The sequence below is a fragment of the Enterobacter chinensis genome (genome assembly GCF_034008295.1).
Taxonomy (GTDB): domain Bacteria; phylum Pseudomonadota; class Gammaproteobacteria; order Enterobacterales; family Enterobacteriaceae; genus Enterobacter; species Enterobacter chinensis.
In genome coordinates, this window is record NZ_JARDVI010000003.1 from 1 (window position 1) to 16,038 (window position 16,038).

General features: G+C 51.9%; 12 protein-coding genes, 1 tRNA gene, 3 rRNA genes and 1 pseudogene. 5 read left to right on the top strand and 12 right to left on the bottom strand.

All coding sequences use genetic code 11. The annotated features are described in order from the left end of the window. From PYW49_RS09290 to rrf (PYW49_RS09305), 4 genes are all read left to right on the top strand, one after another. Nucleotides 1-77, top strand: a 23S ribosomal RNA gene (locus PYW49_RS09290); the annotation flags it as partial. Nucleotides 78-144: 67 nt separating this feature from the next. Continuing rightward, nucleotides 145-260: ribosomal RNA gene (rrf, locus tag PYW49_RS09295) — 5S ribosomal RNA — on the top strand. A gap of 14 nt (nucleotides 261-274) precedes the next feature. Beyond that, nucleotides 275-350 (top strand) — tRNA-Thr (locus tag PYW49_RS09300). Between the two features lie 43 nt (nucleotides 351-393). Then, nucleotides 394-509, top strand: a 5S ribosomal RNA gene (rrf, locus tag PYW49_RS09305). Nucleotides 510-652: 143 nt separating this feature from the next. Here the strand turns inward: rrf (PYW49_RS09305) and PYW49_RS09310 are convergent. The 7 genes and pseudogenes from PYW49_RS09310 to PYW49_RS09340 all read right to left on the bottom strand — a co-directional run bounded on the left by PYW49_RS09310 (nucleotide 653) and on the right by PYW49_RS09340 (nucleotide 10,066). Continuing rightward, the gene (locus tag PYW49_RS09310; RefSeq protein ID WP_014171880.1) at nucleotides 653-1,411 is read right to left on the bottom strand and encodes an amino acid ABC transporter ATP-binding protein; all 759 of its coding nucleotides are present in this window, start codon (nucleotides 1,409-1,411) and stop codon (nucleotides 653-655) included. A 7-nt stretch (nucleotides 1,412-1,418) separates the two neighbouring features. Next, nucleotides 1,419-2,522, bottom strand: coding sequence for an amino acid ABC transporter permease (locus tag PYW49_RS09315; protein ID WP_134347363.1), 1,104 nt, complete (start codon nucleotides 2,520-2,522; stop codon nucleotides 1,419-1,421). A 9-nt stretch (nucleotides 2,523-2,531) separates the two neighbouring features. After that, nucleotides 2,532-3,713 carry an amino acid ABC transporter permease gene (locus PYW49_RS09320; RefSeq protein ID WP_134347364.1) on the bottom strand — a complete coding sequence of 394 codons (1,182 nt, stop codon included), beginning with the start codon at nucleotides 3,711-3,713 and terminating at the stop codon, nucleotides 2,532-2,534. 67 nt (nucleotides 3,714-3,780) lie between these two features. Beyond that, the gene (locus tag PYW49_RS09325) at nucleotides 3,781-4,806 is read right to left on the bottom strand and encodes an amino acid ABC transporter substrate-binding protein (RefSeq protein WP_023333654.1); all 1,026 of its coding nucleotides are present in this window, start codon (nucleotides 4,804-4,806) and stop codon (nucleotides 3,781-3,783) included. Nucleotides 4,807-5,280: 474 nt separating this feature from the next. Next, nucleotides 5,281-5,502 (bottom strand): lipoprotein, encoded by a 222-nt coding sequence (locus PYW49_RS09330; protein WP_008502867.1) that lies wholly within the window; start codon nucleotides 5,500-5,502, stop codon nucleotides 5,281-5,283. A gap of 303 nt (nucleotides 5,503-5,805) precedes the next feature. After that, nucleotides 5,806-8,918 (bottom strand): annotated as a pseudogene (locus PYW49_RS09335) (efflux RND transporter permease subunit). An 11-nt stretch (nucleotides 8,919-8,929) separates the two neighbouring features. Then, the gene (locus PYW49_RS09340) at nucleotides 8,930-10,066 is read right to left on the bottom strand and encodes an efflux RND transporter periplasmic adaptor subunit (RefSeq protein ID WP_320386311.1); all 1,137 of its coding nucleotides are present in this window, start codon (nucleotides 10,064-10,066) and stop codon (nucleotides 8,930-8,932) included. 387 nt (nucleotides 10,067-10,453) lie between these two features. Between PYW49_RS09340 and envR the strand changes: the two genes are divergently transcribed. After that, nucleotides 10,454-11,176: an acrEF/envCD operon transcriptional regulator gene (gene envR / locus PYW49_RS09345; RefSeq protein ID WP_134347367.1), complete on the top strand. Its 723-nt coding sequence runs from the start codon at nucleotides 10,454-10,456 to the stop codon at nucleotides 11,174-11,176. Here the strand turns inward: envR and PYW49_RS09350 are convergent. The 5 genes from PYW49_RS09350 to PYW49_RS09370 all read right to left on the bottom strand — a co-directional run bounded on the left by PYW49_RS09350 (nucleotide 11,092) and on the right by PYW49_RS09370 (nucleotide 16,014). After that, nucleotides 11,092-13,173, bottom strand: coding sequence for a putative bifunctional diguanylate cyclase/phosphodiesterase (locus tag PYW49_RS09350; RefSeq protein WP_134347368.1), 2,082 nt, complete (start codon nucleotides 13,171-13,173; stop codon nucleotides 11,092-11,094). The two genes, envR and PYW49_RS09350, sit on opposite strands and share 85 nt — an antisense overlap. Nucleotides 13,174-13,312: 139 nt before the next feature. Continuing rightward, nucleotides 13,313-13,477 (bottom strand): DUF2556 family protein, encoded by a 165-nt coding sequence (locus tag PYW49_RS09355; RefSeq protein WP_008502862.1) that lies wholly within the window; start codon nucleotides 13,475-13,477, stop codon nucleotides 13,313-13,315. Nucleotides 13,478-13,657: 180 nt separating this feature from the next. Next, nucleotides 13,658-13,954: a DNA-binding transcriptional regulator Fis gene (fis, locus tag PYW49_RS09360; RefSeq protein ID WP_000462905.1), complete on the bottom strand. Its 297-nt coding sequence runs from the start codon at nucleotides 13,952-13,954 to the stop codon at nucleotides 13,658-13,660. A gap of 23 nt (nucleotides 13,955-13,977) precedes the next feature. After that, complete coding sequence (dusB, locus tag PYW49_RS09365; RefSeq protein WP_047347654.1) at nucleotides 13,978-14,943, bottom strand: tRNA dihydrouridine synthase DusB; 966 nt, start codon at nucleotides 14,941-14,943, stop codon at nucleotides 13,978-13,980. Between the two features lie 330 nt (nucleotides 14,944-15,273). Beyond that, nucleotides 15,274-16,014 (bottom strand): carbonic anhydrase, encoded by a 741-nt coding sequence (locus PYW49_RS09370; protein ID WP_134347462.1) that lies wholly within the window; start codon nucleotides 16,012-16,014, stop codon nucleotides 15,274-15,276. Nucleotides 16,015-16,038 lie beyond the last annotated feature (24 nt).

A 16,038-nucleotide genomic window follows, 5' to 3' on the forward strand; every position in this document is an offset into this window, starting at 1 on the left:
GACGTTGATAGGTCGGGTGTGTAAGCGCAGCGATGCGTTGAGCTAACCGATACTAATGAACCGTGAGGCTTAACCTTACAACGCCGAAGCTGTTTCGGCGGTGAGAGACAGATATTTTCAGCTGATACAGATTAACAGAATTTGCCTGGCGGCTTTAGCGCGGTGGTCCCACCTGACCCCATGCCGAACTCAGAAGTGAAACGCCGTAGCGCCGATGGTAGTGTGGGGTCTCCCCATGTGAGAGTAGGGAACTGCCAGGCATCAAATTTAGCGTGCTGATATGGCTCAGTTGGTAGAGCGCACCCTTGGTAAGGGTGAGGTCCCCAGTTCGACTCTGGGTATCAGCACCACTTTATACTTAGGTTAAAGTTCGGCAAGAAGTAAAAGAATTTGTCTGGCGGCTTTAGCGCGGTGGTCCCACCTGACCCCATGCCGAACTCAGAAGTGAAACGCCGTAGCGCCGATGGTAGTGTGGGGTCTCCCCATGTGAGAGTAGGGAACTGCCAGACATCAAATAAGAAGAACCCCGTACCGTAAGGTGCGGGGTTTTTTGCTTTGTGCGGTCTGAAAAAGTCGGGTGGCGGCTTCGCCTTACCCGACCTACATAGCCCAGAGGCCCGGCAGGCAACGCGCCACCGGGCAAAACAGCAGATTAATGAATCACCTGCGACAGGAAGGCTCGCGTACGTTCTGACTTAGGATGCGCAAAGAACTCATCCGGTGGCGCCTGCTCAACAATCTCCCCACGATCCATGAAGATCACCCGGTCGGCCACGGTTCTTGCGAATCCCATTTCATGCGTCACACACAGCATAGTCATGCCGGATTGTGCCAGTCCAATCATGGTGTCCAGAACCTCCTTCACCATTTCTGGATCGAGGGCAGATGTCGGTTCATCAAACAGCATAATTTTAGGTTTCATACACAGCGAGCGGGCGATAGCCACACGCTGCTGTTGGCCACCCGATATCTGGCCAGGAAATTTATTGGCATGCTCTGCGATACGTACACGTTCCAGGTAATGCATTGCCAACGCTTCTGCTTCCTTTTTTGGCATTTTACGAACCCAAATCGGTGCAAGCGTACAGTTCTGCAGAACGGTCAGGTGCGGAAATAGATTAAAGTGCTGAAACACCATTCCTACTTCCTGACGCACGCGTTCGATGTTGCGGATATCTTCATTCAGCTCAATACCATCAACCACAATGCGTCCTTGCTGATGTTCTTCAAGATGGTTAATACAGCGAATGGTTGTGGATTTCCCTGATCCGGAAGGGCCGCAAAGGACGATGCGTTCTCCCTGCTTTACCTTAAGATTAATGTCTTTGAGAACATGAAACTGTCCGTACCATTTATTCACGTTTTCCAGCGTAATCATCGCGTCGGCAGGTGTCATAGTAATTTGGCTCATAATTTCCTCAGTGCGGTGTACGCCCGGTGTTAAAGCGCTTTTCCAGGTGCTGGCTGTAGCGCGACATGCTAAAACAAAAGATCCAGTAGATCAGAGCTGCAAAGACATATCCCTCGGTGGACATACCCAGCCAGACAGGGTCAACGGTTGCCTGTTGCACGCTGCTAAAGAGATCGAACAATCCGATGATGATCACCAGGCTGGTATCTTTGAAGAGGGCAATGATCGTGTTGACCAGGCCCGGAATGACCAGTTTGAGTGCCTGGGGAAGAATGACCAGTCCCTGCGTTTTCCAGTAGCCGAGCGCCAATGATTCCGCCGCTTCGTACTGGCCTTTAGGTAGCGCCTGCAATCCACCCCGCACAACTTCTGCGACATAGGCGGACTGGAAGAGAATGACCCCGACCAGGGCACGGATCAGTTTGTCGATCGTTGTACCTTCTGCCATAAACAGCGGCAGCATGACCGAAGACATAAATAGAACGGTGATAAGCGGTACGCCGCGCCAGAACTCAATGAAGATAACGGAGAGCACGCGTACGATCGGCATTTTTGAACGCCGTCCCAGGGCAAGTAAAATCCCCCATGGTAGAGCGCCGGCTATCCCCACTGAAGCGATAATCAACGTCAGCGTCAGACCGCCCCACTGGCGTGTTTCTACCCGTTCCAGCCCCAGAAAGCCGCCATACAGCAGCACCCAGACAACAATGGGATAAACCACTGCCCAGCCGGCAATGTAGAGTCCACGATGAGGCAGCTTTTTCCAGAACATGACCGCGACAGAGAGCAGGCCGATAACCAGCGCCAGGTTTATCCGCCAGCGCTGTTCGTGCGGATACAACCCATACATGAACTGACCAAAGCGCTCATGAATAAACACCCAGCAAGCACCCGCTTTTGTACAGTCTGCTCGGGTTGATCCGACCCAGTTAGCCTGCAGGAACGCCCAGTTCAGGAGGGGGGGGATCAATTCCCACATCAGCCATAGACAAACAATCGTCAGGAGGCTATTACTCCAGCTGGAGAACAGATTCTTACGCGCCCAGAGAATGAAACGTCCACCTGTCGAGTTGGCAGGGCGCGAGGAGTGCGACATTATCGCTTTTGTCATCATAGTTCCTTAGCGCTCGACCAGTGCTATACGACGGTTATAAAGGTTCATCAGCAGTGAAATCACCAGGCTGATGATCAGATAGACAGACATCGTGATGGCGATAGTTTCAATGGCTTGTCCGGTCTGGTTAAGCACGGTTCCGGCGAAGAGTGACACCATATCGGGATAACCAATGGCAGCGGCCAGCGACGAGTTTTTGACAATATTGAGATACTGGCTGGTCAGAGGGGGAATGATGACCCGTAAAGCCTGCGGAATGATGACCTGGCGAAGCGTCACGGTATGGGGCAATCCCAGAGAGCGTGCCGCCTCGTGCTGCCCGTAAGGTACGGCCTGGATCCCTGCACGGATAATCTCAGCGATAAACGCGGACGTATAAATCGACAGCGCCAGCGTCAGGGCTGCCAGCTCAGGAATTAATACCATCCCGCCCTGGAAGTTAAAGCCACGCAGGTGTGGGATGTCCCAGTGTAGCGCGGCCCCAAACAGCCAGTGTGCCAGAAGAGGCAGGCTAACGATCAGGACGACTGCCGTTGGCCAGGTTCTGCGAAGTTGACCGGTTTTGACCTGATGTTTGCGATTAAAACGAAATACCCCCGCAGAGAGAGCAAGCGCTATCACAATCGCGCCGATGAACGCATACGCACCTTCACCTGGCTGAGGAGAAGGAATGGATAACCCACGATTACTCAGGAAAAAAAGCTCAAACGCATCGACGGCCTGGCGAGGACCGGGAAGGTTACGCAATACGGCGAAATACCAGAAGAAGATCTGCAGCAGCGGCGGGATATTGCGGAACGTCTCGATATAAATGGTAGAAAGTTTCCGCAGGAGCCAGTTTTCAGAAAGACGCGCCAGGCCAATAAAGAACCCCAGTATCGACGCGAAGACAATACAAAGCGCCGATACCAGCAGCGTATTCAGTAAACCGACGACGAACACGCGTCCGTAGGTGTCACCTTCCTGGTAATCAATAAGGTGCTGAACAATGCCAAACCCCGCGCTGCGATCCAAAAACGCAAAACCGGAGGTAATGCCGCGGTTATTCAGGTTGGTGATCGTGTTATGGATGAGATACACGACGATGAGAACAACCGCAACGATAGCAATAATCTGGAATAGCCAGGCGCGGACCGCGGGATGAGAAAAGGATAGCGATCCTTTTACGGCTGAGCGGCGATGGGACATAAAGAAACCTCAGTAACCATGACTCTGGAGTGGGCACTGCCTGAGCAGTGCCCGTTACAGCTATGACTTAACGTACTGGTGGCGCGTACTGAATACCGCCGTTGTTCCAGAGATTGTTCTGGCCGCGTTTGATCTTCAGCGGGCTTTCCGATCCCACGTTGCGCTCAAAGATCTCAGAGTAGTTGCCCACCTGTTTGATGATGTTGTAAGCCCACTTGTTATCCAGCTTCAAATCCTTGCCGAAATCACCTTCTTTACCGAGCAGGTGTGCCATATCCGGATTGGATGGTTTAGCGGCTTTCTCATCAACGTTTTTCGAGTTAATGCCCATCTCTTCTGCGTTCAGCATGGCAAACAGCGTCCAGCGAACAATGGAGAACCAGTCTTCATCGCCACGGCGCACCACGGGGCCGAGAGGTTCTTTGGAGATCACTTCAGGCAGGACAATCCACTCTGCCGGGTTGCTCAGCTTAATACGTAAGGCATACAACTGTGACTGGTCAGAGGCCAGCGTGTCACAACGGCCGGATTCCAGCGCTTTAGCAGATTCATCCGAGCGGTCGAATGTCACAGGAGTGTATTTCATGTTATTTGCTTTGAAATAATCCGCGACGTTCAGTTCGGTATCGGTGCCTGCCTGGATACAAACGGTGGCCCCATCCAGTTCTTTGGCGCTTTTCAGGCCGGCTTTATTGTGGGTCAGGAAACCGATGCCGTCATAATAGGTCACGCCGGTAAAAGACATCCCCATGCCTGCATCACGCGAGGAGGTCCAGGTGGTATTACGGGAGAGCATGTCAACCTCGCCGGACTGCAGCGCCGTAAAACGTTCTTTCGCCGTCAGCGGGGTATATTTTACTTTGCTGTCATCACCAAAAACGGCGGCAGCGACGCCACGGCAGACGTCCACATCAATACCGGTAAATTTGCCGTTCGCATCGGCGTAAGAGAAGCCAGGCAAACCATCACTGATACCACATTGAACAAAACCTTTCTTTTTAACGGCATCCAGTGTCGTTCCCGCATGGGCTTGACCGGCTACGGCAAACAACATGCCTGCAGCGGCCAGGCTGGCTATCATCGTCTTTTTCATAATGCATCCTGTGTGGCGAAATTTATCGTTATAGAGGCGTTTTTAAACGCTTTACCTGTCTGTGGCTTTGGCCAACGTTTATAAAGCAAACGTAATGCCAGTTTTGCGTTCGACAAAATAAGTGATGATTGAACGCTTAATGCTGAGTGTAGACAGGCTTAAATAAAACGAGCGCCCCGAAACGGTGCGAAATTACAACCTGTGCCACAAATCGGAGCAAAAGTTTTAAGGACAGCCAGAGGAAAAGAGAAGATAGTTTCCAGAGTGAATATTGGCAGAGTATTCAATAGTATTAATGTGTGAAAATCATCACGATAGAATATGAAATTTAAAGGAGTATACGAAAAAGATGTGACTGGCTTCTGGCTAAAATTAATTAGGTGAATAATTACGGGGCTATTTTTTTACTTATTTGAAAATCCTGCACTCATTAAAAGCAAAAGCGCGGCCAGAGCCGCGCTTTCTTAACAGATTTTACTTGGTCAGGGCAACGATACCCAGCGTCAAACCCGCCACTGCGGCAGCACCGCCGGCGATAGCACCCGCTGTCTCCCAGTTATCCTGGGTGGTGCCTTTCATACAGGTATTGGTATGAACCAGTCGGCCCTGGTCGTCGTAAACCGGTACACATGGAGAGTCGTGCGCGCAACCAGCAAGCAGCGCAGCGAGTAGTGCAACGGAAATGAATCTTTTCATGATGTTACCTCAGTATTATTTCTCGTCCGCTATAAAGCCAGGAGGGCTATTAACGAACTGGAGGTTATTTTACCACCGGGGTAAGTCCTCGTTACACGAGGAATAATCTCAAATTATGTAGTTTGTAAAAATCGTGGAGAAAAATCGGTTTGAGGATGAATTAATGGAGAAATTATGAAGCGGCGAGAGGCTGTTTTCACTTAACGCAAACCGTCATGTTTTTAACACTGCTTTTATGTAATGTCTAATTCATTGTTTATGTTAAAAATAAAAAAGGCACCAGCGGTGCCTTTCAGGGAAACATTAATCCTTATGGTTTGTAAACCGTCGCCGGACAACCACAAAGAATACGGGCACGAAGAAAATCGCCAGAAGCGTTGCGGAAAGCATCCCTCCCATAACGCCCGTACCAACGGCGTTTTGCGCACCGCTCCCGGCCCCGGTGCTGATCACCAGCGGCATAACGCCAAGAATAAAGGCCAGGGACGTCATCAGGATCGGGCGAAGGCGCATCCTCGAGGCTTCCAGGGTGGCCTCAATAATGCCTTTACCTTCTTTATCCATCAGGTCCTTAGCAAATTCGACGATCAGGATGGCGTTTTTCGCCGATAAACCAATCGTCGTCAGCAGGCCGACCTGGAAATAGACGTCATTATTTAACCCGCGCAGCGATGCTGCGAGAAGCGCCCCGATGACGCCCAGCGGTACAACCAGCATGACAGAGAACGGAATGGACCAGCTTTCATACAGGGCTGCGAGACACAGGAACACCACGATCAGTGAGATGGCGTACAGTGCAGGCGCCTGGTTACCCGAAAGCCGCTCCTGATAAGACATTCCTGTCCAGTCATAGCCGATGCCGGAAGGCAGTTTTGCCGCGAGGTTTTCCATCATGACCATTGCCTCACCGGTACTTTTACCCGGGGCTGATTCACCGAGGATTTCCATTGATGGCATTCCGTTGTAGCGCTCCAGGCGAGGTGAACCATAAACCCAGTGAGCGTTGCTAAAGGCTGAGAACGGGACCATTTCCCCATTCGCACTGCGCACGTAAAGGTTATTAATATCCCCCGGCAACATACGGAATTTTGCGTCGGCCTGTACGTAGACCTTTTTCACTCGCCCATGATCGATAAAGTCGTTCACATAGGTGCCACCTAAGGCCGTCGAAATCGTCTGGTTGACGTCAGAAATACTGACCCCCAGCGCCTGTGCTTTCTCCTGGTCGACATCGAGCTTGAACTGAGGGGTATCTTCAAGCCCGTTAGGACGCATGCGAACCAGAAGGTCAGGGTGCTCTTTCACCATCCCGAGCAGTTGGTTTCGCGCCTGAGTCAACTGGGTATGCCCCAGGTTAGCCTGGTCAATCAACTCAAAGTCGAAGCCCGTAGCGGTACCCAGCTCAATAATTGCTGGCAGGTTAAACGGGAACACGAGGCCATCTTTAATCTGACTGAAGGCTTTCGTCGCGCGACCGACAATGGCCCCGACGCCATTTTTCTCGCCCGGGCGTTCCTCCCAGGGCTTCAGGCTGACGAAGGCAATACCGGCGTTCTGACCCTGGCCGCTAAAGCTAAAGCCGTTAACGGTAAAAACAGATTCAACGTTCGCCTTTTCGTTGTTCAGATAGTAGTCCTGAACCTGGTCGAGCACCTGCTGAGTCCTCGTCTGGGTTGCACCCGCCGGGAGTTGAACCATCGTCATAAACACGCCCTGATCCTCTTCGGGCAGGAAGGAGGTGGGCAAGCGAAGGAAGAGCACTGCCATCCCACCGACGATAATGACGTACACCACCAGATAGCGGCCGGTCTTACGTAAAATACCGCTTACGCTATTGCTGTAGTGCTCCACGCTCTTATCAAAAAGCGCATTAAACCAGCCAAAGAAGCCACCCTTCTTCTCGTGACGATCGTGGGATATGGGCTTGAGCAGCGTTGCACAGAGTGCTGGCGTCAGGATCAGCGCAACCAGTACGGACAGCGCCATGGCGGAAACGATAGTTAGCGAGAACTGGCGATAGATCGCCCCCGTCGAACCGCCAAAAAAGCCATTGGAATAAAGACCGCCGAGAGCACCATGGCGATCCCCACCAGTGCGCCCTGGATCTGCTCCATCGACTTTTGCGTGGCCTCTTTCGGCGGCAGGTTGTCCTCGACCATGACGCGTTCAACGTTCTCAACCACCACGATAGCATCATCGACCAGCAGGCCTATCGCCAGCACCATACCGAACATCGTCAGGGTATTGATAGAGAAACCGAACGCCGCCAGAACCGCGAAGGTACCCAGCAGAACGACCGGCACCGCGATAGTCGGGATGAGCGTCGCCCGCAGGTTTTGCAGGAACAGGTACATGACCAGGAAGACGAGAATGATCGCTTCAAACAGGGTCTTCACCACTTCGTGGATGGAGATTTTCACAAATGGCGTTGTGTCATAGGGGTAGACAACTTTCAGCCCCTGTGGGAAGAACTGCTGCAGTTGCGCCAGTTTGCTCTTGATGGCTGCCGCGGTGTCCAGCGCATTTGCCCCGGTTGCCAGCTTAATCCCCAGACCGGTTGCCGCCTGCCCGTTGATTTTAGTGACCATGTTGTAGTTTTCGCCACCCAACTCAATACGAGCCACATCCTTCAGATGCACCATCGAGCCGTCCTGATTCACCTTAAGCGTCACGCGGCCAAACTCTTCCGGTGATTTCAGGCGGGTTTGTGCGATGATCGAGGCATTGAGCTGCTGTCCGGGAATGGACGGCGTTCCACCCAACTGGCCTGCCGCTATCTGGTCATTCTGCGTTTTCAGCTGGTTGATAATATCCAGCGGAGTAAGCTGGTATTTGTTCATCGCGTTGCTGTCGAGCCAGATACGCATCGCATACTGAGCGCCAAACAGCTGAACGTCACCGACGCCAGACGTTCGGCTGATGGCATCTTTGACGTTCGAAGCGACATAGTCGGAGATGTCATTCTGTGAGAGGTTCTTGTTGTCTGAAACAAAACCTGCGACCAGCAGGAAGCTGCTACTGGATTTCTCCACGCCAATCCCTTGCTGCTGAACCTCTTGCGGCAGCAGCGGCATGGCGAGCTGCAGCTTGTTCTGAACCTGCACCTGGGCGATATCCGGATCGGTTCCTGACTCGAAGGTCAGGGTGATGGTGACGTTACCTGCTGAATCGCTGGTGGAGGACATATACATCAGGTTATCGATACCGTTCATGTTCTGTTCGATAACCTGGGTCACGGTATCCTGCACCGTTTGAGCATCCGCACCCGGGTAGGTAGCGGATATTGCCACCGCGGGAGGCGCAATGGTCGGATACTGTGCGACGGGAAGTTTGAGAATGGCCAGCCCGCCTGCAATCATTAAAATGATGGCAAGTACCCAGGCGAAAACCGGTCTCTGAATAAAGAAATTAGCCATGTCGTCGTCCCTTAACTGGCTGGCGCTGTGGAGGTATCAGGCGTGGCGACGACGGTTGTCCCCGGTCTAACTTTCTGTAACCCGCTGACAATGACGCGATCGCCGTTTTTGAGCCCTTCCGTCACCAGCCAGCGATCGCCAATCGCCTGCGGGGCGACGACGGTACGCGACTCAACCAGGTTTTTATCATTCACCACCAGAACGGTTGCATCGCCTCGCGGCGTACGTGTTACCCCTTGCTGTGGAACCAGAATCGCATCCGGCTGCGTGCCCTCATCAATGCGCGCGCGAACAAACATGCCGGGTAACAACAGATGTTGAGGATTCGGGAAAATGGCGCGCAGGGTAATTGAGCCGGTACTTTCATCGACCGTGACGTCAGAGAACTGCAATGTGCCTTTCAGCGGATAGGGCTGACCATTTTCCATCAGCAGCTCAACGGTGCTGGCGGTATCGCCTTTTTGCAGACTCGTCTGTTTCAGACGCAAAAAATCATTGCTGGACTGGGTGACATCGACATACATCGGATCAAGCTGCTGGACCGTTGCCAGCGCAGCAGCCTGGCCGTTCGTGACGAGCGCCCCTTCTGTCACGCTGGATTTACCGATGCGGCCATCGACAGGAGACGTCACTTTGGTATAGGCAAGATTGATACGCGCACTTTCAACGCCGGCTTTTGCGGCAACGACGCTGGCATCTGCCTGCTGCGCAGTGGCCACGGCCTGGTCATACTCTTGCTTACTGACATACTGTGTCCCCACCAGCGGGAGATAACGTTTCACCGTCAGGTGCGCAATATTGGCCGCCGCCTGTGCTTTCGCCAGCTCGCCTTTTGCGCTGTCATAGGTCGCCTGATAGGTCGCAGGATCAATCTGGTAGAGTGACTCCCCCGCTTTTACATCGCTACCTTCCGCGAAGTTACGACGCAGGATTATGCCGCTAACCTGAGGACGAACCTCCGCAACCCGAAATGCATCTGTTCTGCCCGGGAGTTCAGTTGTGACTGCCAGAGGCGCGCTTTTCACGATGTGCACGCTGACCTGAGGCGCCTGCGGGGGGTGCTGTTTTTCCTGACCATCGCATCCAGTGAGCAGTATCGCGGTGACAATGAAACCGGATAAGGGTAAGCGTCTGAAATAATTCGTCATTGCTGTTCCTTTAAATACCCATTAACCGATATATTCCGTGAACCGGTAGCTGGGACAGAGGGATAAAAATAAAATGTAGCTGCGTATAATAATGAGGGTATTTAATGTTCTTTAATTTATAAGTGCGAATGACCAGGCCGGAAAGAAAAATCAGAATCGGTCCCGGCACTTTCAGCGGTATACTTCTGGCATATTAATCAGGTAAGCAGGGTTTAATGTTCTCTGGCTATTCACCTCATGAATTTATTTGCTTTGATATATTTGTAATAATTATAAATTATGCACGTTGACTTTTTTTGTGCAAAATTAAAACGGATTTTGGTGAATACTTTCATTTCCATGAACGCAGTAATACCTTTAAACCTTGTGCATAACGAGTAGTTGTCTATGGCGCGTAAAAAGAAAGAAGAGGCTCAACAAACCCGGCAGCAGCTGATTGAGGCGGCAATCGAACAGTTTGCGACGCGTGGCGTAGCCAGCACGACGCTGACGGATATCGCAGATGCCGCCAGGGTTACGCGCGGTGCGATATACTGGCATTTCACCAGTAAATCTGAAATATTTAATGCCATCTGGGAACAGCAATTACCGCTTCGCGACATTATTCGCGACAGGCTTTCTCTTTCCGAAAGTGACGATCCGTTGTTAATGCTTCGTGAGCAATTTATTACTGCGCTGCAGTATATTGCGCATGAGCCCCGGCAATGTGCGCTTTTGCAAATTCTGTATCATAAATGTGAATTTAGCAGTGATATGATTTCAGAATGTGAAATCAGAAAGCGTATCGGGTTCAATTATGAAACGCTACGTGGCGCGCTGGAGTCCTGTATTTCGCGGAAAATCATTTCTTCAAAGGTGAATGTTGATCTCACCTTGATCGTATTCCACGGTTTTTTTAGCGGAATAATTAAAAACTGGTTAATGAATAGCGACAGTTTTAATCTTTATCAGCAGGCTCCAGCCCTGGTCGATAGCATTCTGGCGACACTCCCTGTCATTCGCGTATCGCCTCGTGATGATGATGGTTACAACTCCGCGCCAGGTAACATTTCCCCTCGGGCACAAAGTGCCTCTATGGTCTGCGCGCTAACCGGTTTACCTAACAGATAGCCCTGAAGGGTGTTACAGCCAAGCTCGGTCAAAAAGGTTTGTTGAGCTTCAGTTTCCACACCCTCTGCCACGACTTTCAGATTAAGTGTTTTTGCGAGGGCCACGATCGCCGAAACAATGGTGGCATCCTCGCTCTCCCCGCTTAACTCTTTCACAAACGCCCTGTCAATTTTTAATTCACATGCCGGCAGGCGCTTGAGATACAGCAAACTCGAATATCCGGTGCCAAAATCATCAATGGAGGCCTTGACGCCAGCATTCGTCAGCTCTGTCAGCACCCGTACACTTTCATCCGGGTTGCTCATTGCCGTGGTCTCTGTCACTTCCAGGATCAACATTTCCGGTGGCACATGGTGAAGTGCCAGGCAGTCGAGAACCGTTTTAACCAGCGAAGGTTGTTCGAACTGCAATGTTGACAGGTTTACCGCCATTGACCAGCTTTGATGCCCCTGAAGATGCCATTCCCGCAGCTGGCGACAGGCTTCGTTCATCACCCAGTTGCCAATGGGGATGATAAGCCCCGTTTTTTCCGCCAGCGGCAGGAAAAGATCCGGGGTCAGTAACCCCTGTTTAGGATGCTGCCAGCGCAATAGCGCCTCAAATCCAAGAATAGGCCCAGCGGGTGCATGAAACTTTGGCTGGTATAGCAGGCGCAGCTCATTGCGATCGATCGCCATCCACAGATCGTTCATTAACTGGAGATGGGTCTGCGCCAGGGTGTTCATGGAAGGCTGGAAAAAGTGGTAACCGTTCCGGCCCATATGCTTCGTGTGGTACATCGCTGCATCGGCGTTAAACATCAGCTCGCGCTCGGTTTTGCCGTCGTGAGGATAAAGTGCGATACCAATACTGAGGGTCACCACCAGTTCATAGGGATCGAGATTGAACGGGCTATCGATTGCATGCACCAGCGAATTTGCCAGCGAGGCCGCATCGTCCGGACCTTCTCCCTCTGCCAGCAGAACAAACTCATCACCGCCGATACGAGCAAGGGTGAACTGGCCTTTCAGCAGAAGCAGCAAACGCTGCGTAACAGCGACCAGCAGTCTGTCACCGACATCATGTCCGTAGGCGTCATTGATGGCTTTAAAACCGTCGAGATCCATGAACATCAGGGCAAAATGGGTACCTTCACGATCGGCTTTGCTGATGGCCTGATCGAGTCTGTCTTCCAGCAAGATACGGTTCGGCAGACGCGTCAGCGTATCCTGCAGCGCCAGTTGAGCGAGTTCCCGGTTTGCTTCTGCAAGCGACGAGGCCAGAAGGGCGGTACGAGCCTGAAGACGGGCGTCCAGCATCGATACCAGCAGGGTGATCCCAAGAATAGAGAGCGCGACGACGCTGACCAGCACTGCCAGCCAGCTGCCGTTAATACCGTCATGATGAACCATTGTGGACATCGGAAACTGTGCGGCTTTCATCCCGGCGTAGTGCATACCGGCAATGGCAACTCCCATCGTGATGGCGGCACCCATGCGCATCAGCACGACCTGCGCGGCTTCGTGACGCAGGCGGAAGGTCAGCCATAATGCTGCGAGTGAAGCGGCAAGCGCAATCGCGACCGAAATGGCTACCCAGACCTTGTCCCAGATGATCCCGGGCATCACTTCCAGCGCCGCCATGCCGGTGTAATGCATGGCAACAATACCGCTGCCCATCACCAGCGCGCCGGGCAGCAGCCGGCGTAAGCGCAATTGCTCGCAGCTCACGAGCCATAGCGCAAACAATGACGCCCCCACGGCGATGACCATGGATAACACCGTCAGGGTGGCGTTGTAGCTCATGCTCATGGAGAGGTCCATCGCCAGCATGCCGATAAAATGCATGGCCCATACGCCAATGCCCATTGCAATACCGCCGCCAGCTAGCCAGACGCGGGCAGCGACGCCCTGACTCCCGGCGACACGCGCAGCCATATTCAGCGCGGTATACGCCGCAAGGATGGCAACAACAAAGGAGAGGACTACAAGGATATGGTTGTATTGGCTAACCAGCATGGTCGGTTCTACTCGAGTGTGAGGTTACGCTAGAGCGGTTGAGAAGGGCGAGACATTATCACCGTAAGGTAACGGCTCAAAGGGATTTAAATCCCCGTTTTTAGTGGGTAATAAGAGGACGGTTTGCGCGATCGGGCGGTTAGTCGAGCTCTGAGCAGTTCACTAATTTCAGCGGATTCACGGAGTTCATATTGCGACACTTATCGGTTTCGGTGCTCATCAGTTCAATCCACTGCATCAGGAGTGCATCGAAGATAAGAACGGAGATTGCAAAGACAACCAGCCACCAGTATTTACGAATCATTGTGTCATTCCGCGAGAAGAGCGCCAGTAGAGTGGGGGAAAATATACACGAAAAGACGCGCTTTAAAAGTGGGATAAGCGAAGGTTTACACAGCGTTGACGGAGAGGGGGAAAGGAAATAAAAAAGGCGCTTCCCCATGCCGAGTAGCGCCTTTTTAAACAAGCATTTCGCTAACCGAAATTAGTTCATGCCGTATTTCTTCAGTTTCTTACGCAGAGTACCACGGTTGATACCCATCATCAGCGCAGCGCGGGTTTGGTTACCGCGGGTGTATTGCATCACCATGTCCAACAGTGGCTGTTCAACTTCAGCCAGTACCAGCTCATACAGGTCATTAACATCCTGACCATTCAGTTGAGCAAAATAGTTCTTCAGTGCCTGTTTAACCGAGTCACGCAGGGGCTTTTGAGTTACCTGATCCTGAGAGTTTACGGTAGATACGGTCAGTACGTCAGAATTTACGCGTTGTTCGAACATAGTTCTGTCAGCTCTTTATTTCATTACGCAAGATTTTCGAAGTATGCCTCCAACGCCTCCAGCTGTACGCTGGCATCCTCTATGGCGTTGAATGTGCGCCGAAACTGGTCATCTGGAGCATGCTCCTGGAGATACCAGGAGACGTGTTTACGCGCAATTCGGTACCCTTTTGCCTGACCATAAAAGTCATGCAATTCCCGAACATGCGAGCAAAGCAAACGCTTAACCTCTGCCAGTGGCAGCGGGGCAAGCAGCTCCCCAGTGTCCAGATAATGCTGGATTTCCCGGAAGATCCAGGGTCTTCCCTGAGCGGCACGTCCTATCATCAGAGCATCAGCTCCCGTATAGTCGAGTACAGCTCTGGCTTTAAGCGGGTCAGTTATGTCGCCATTCGCGATAATCGGAATGGAAACTTTCTGCTTAACTGCCCGAATGCTGTCGTATTCAGCTTCACCGTTGAACAAACAGGCGCGAGTGCGTCCATGAATGGTCAGGGCCTGAATGCCACAATCTTCGGCCAGTTGGGCAATTTCTACACAGTTACGGTGTTCCGGCGACCAACCCGTGCGAATCTTCAACGTAACAGGAACGTCCACTGCGCTGACAACCGCCGTCAGGATAGACTTCACCTGGTCGGGGTATTGCAGAAGGGCTGAACCTGCAAGCTTGCGATTCACCTTTTTGGCCGGGCACCCCATATTGATATCAATAATCTGGGCACCACTTTCCACGTTAATTCGCGCGGCATCTGCCATCTCTTCAGGCACGCTTCCGGCAATTTGCACGGTGCGAATACCTGGTTCATCAACGTGCACCATCCGAAGGCGGGATTTATCGCTTTCCCATACCTGCGGGTTAGACGACATCATCTCGGATACGGTTAAACCGGCTCCCATCTCATAACACAGCGTCCTGAACGGCCGGTCTGTAATACCTGCCATTGGGGCTGCGATCAGGCGATTTCTAAGCTGGTGGTGTCCGATGCGCATGAGTTAAGAAATGACCATACTGTGACTGCAAGGCGGCGTATATTACGCATTTTTTGCACGAGATGAAAGGCCAAACTTTGAACAATCCACTGTTGTAGATCAAGGAATCGCCGCGCAATCTTTCCGTTCAAAATTATTCATTATTTAAATCATTATGTTATGCGCAAATGGTTATTTTATGGACGCTTACAATTTCCCGTAACTTCTCATCATTTCTGAATAAATGCATCACTGAAGCGGGATAATCTGCTGTTTTTAGCAGCAGATTATCCCGCTTCTTTGCGATCTGCGTCGCATTTTAGAAGATGATCGTCATGCGAAAAATGCGCCTTATTCGACCACAACACGCCCATGCAGCGACTGTACCGGACGGTTATTATCGTGGTGCATGGTATGGGTGAATTTATCGAGCTGTTCCGCAGAAACCGTCATGGGGTGCTTGAGCACAATCCAGGTGACGCCTTCTGAGCACGGTGGGGTGGTCAGTGAACCGCTAAAGCGCCAGTACGTTTTATCTTTCGGCAGCAGTTTGTTCAGGTTGAGATCCGGTTTGATGGAAACGTTCTGCTCGGCCAGTTGAGGCATAACGCTCCACAGTTTTTCAAGCTCCGGGTTGGCGGTCCCTTTATCGAACATGACCGCAACCACCGTCAGTTCTCCACCGTCATTTTTATGCACCAGGTGCATTTCCATCGCATATTTCTTACCGTGAACGGTGTTTTCGCTTGGCGCGTGGAAATGGAACTGTTGTAACGCCCAGGTTTGCTTATCCAGAGTAAGGGTGTCGCGGGTGTCAGTCGGTTCACTTGCCTGAATGGTATGGCCGTTATTTGTCAGCGTCACGGGGCCATCAATGTAGTGCGTTTGTAGCGGTGAGAGGTGTGCGTCAACGGTCGAATCAATGTTAATGGGAGACTGGTTCATTCCGTTTTGACAGGTCTTGTATGCTTCGTCCAGTTCACCCCAGTGTTCCGGTGAACCCTTTCCTTCGTAGCCCCAGTGTGATGCGAATGCTGAAGCCGAGATCATGCTCAGCGCCATTAGCGCTGCCTTGCCTGTAATGTATTTCATCATATTCTTCCGGTGAATTTTTGT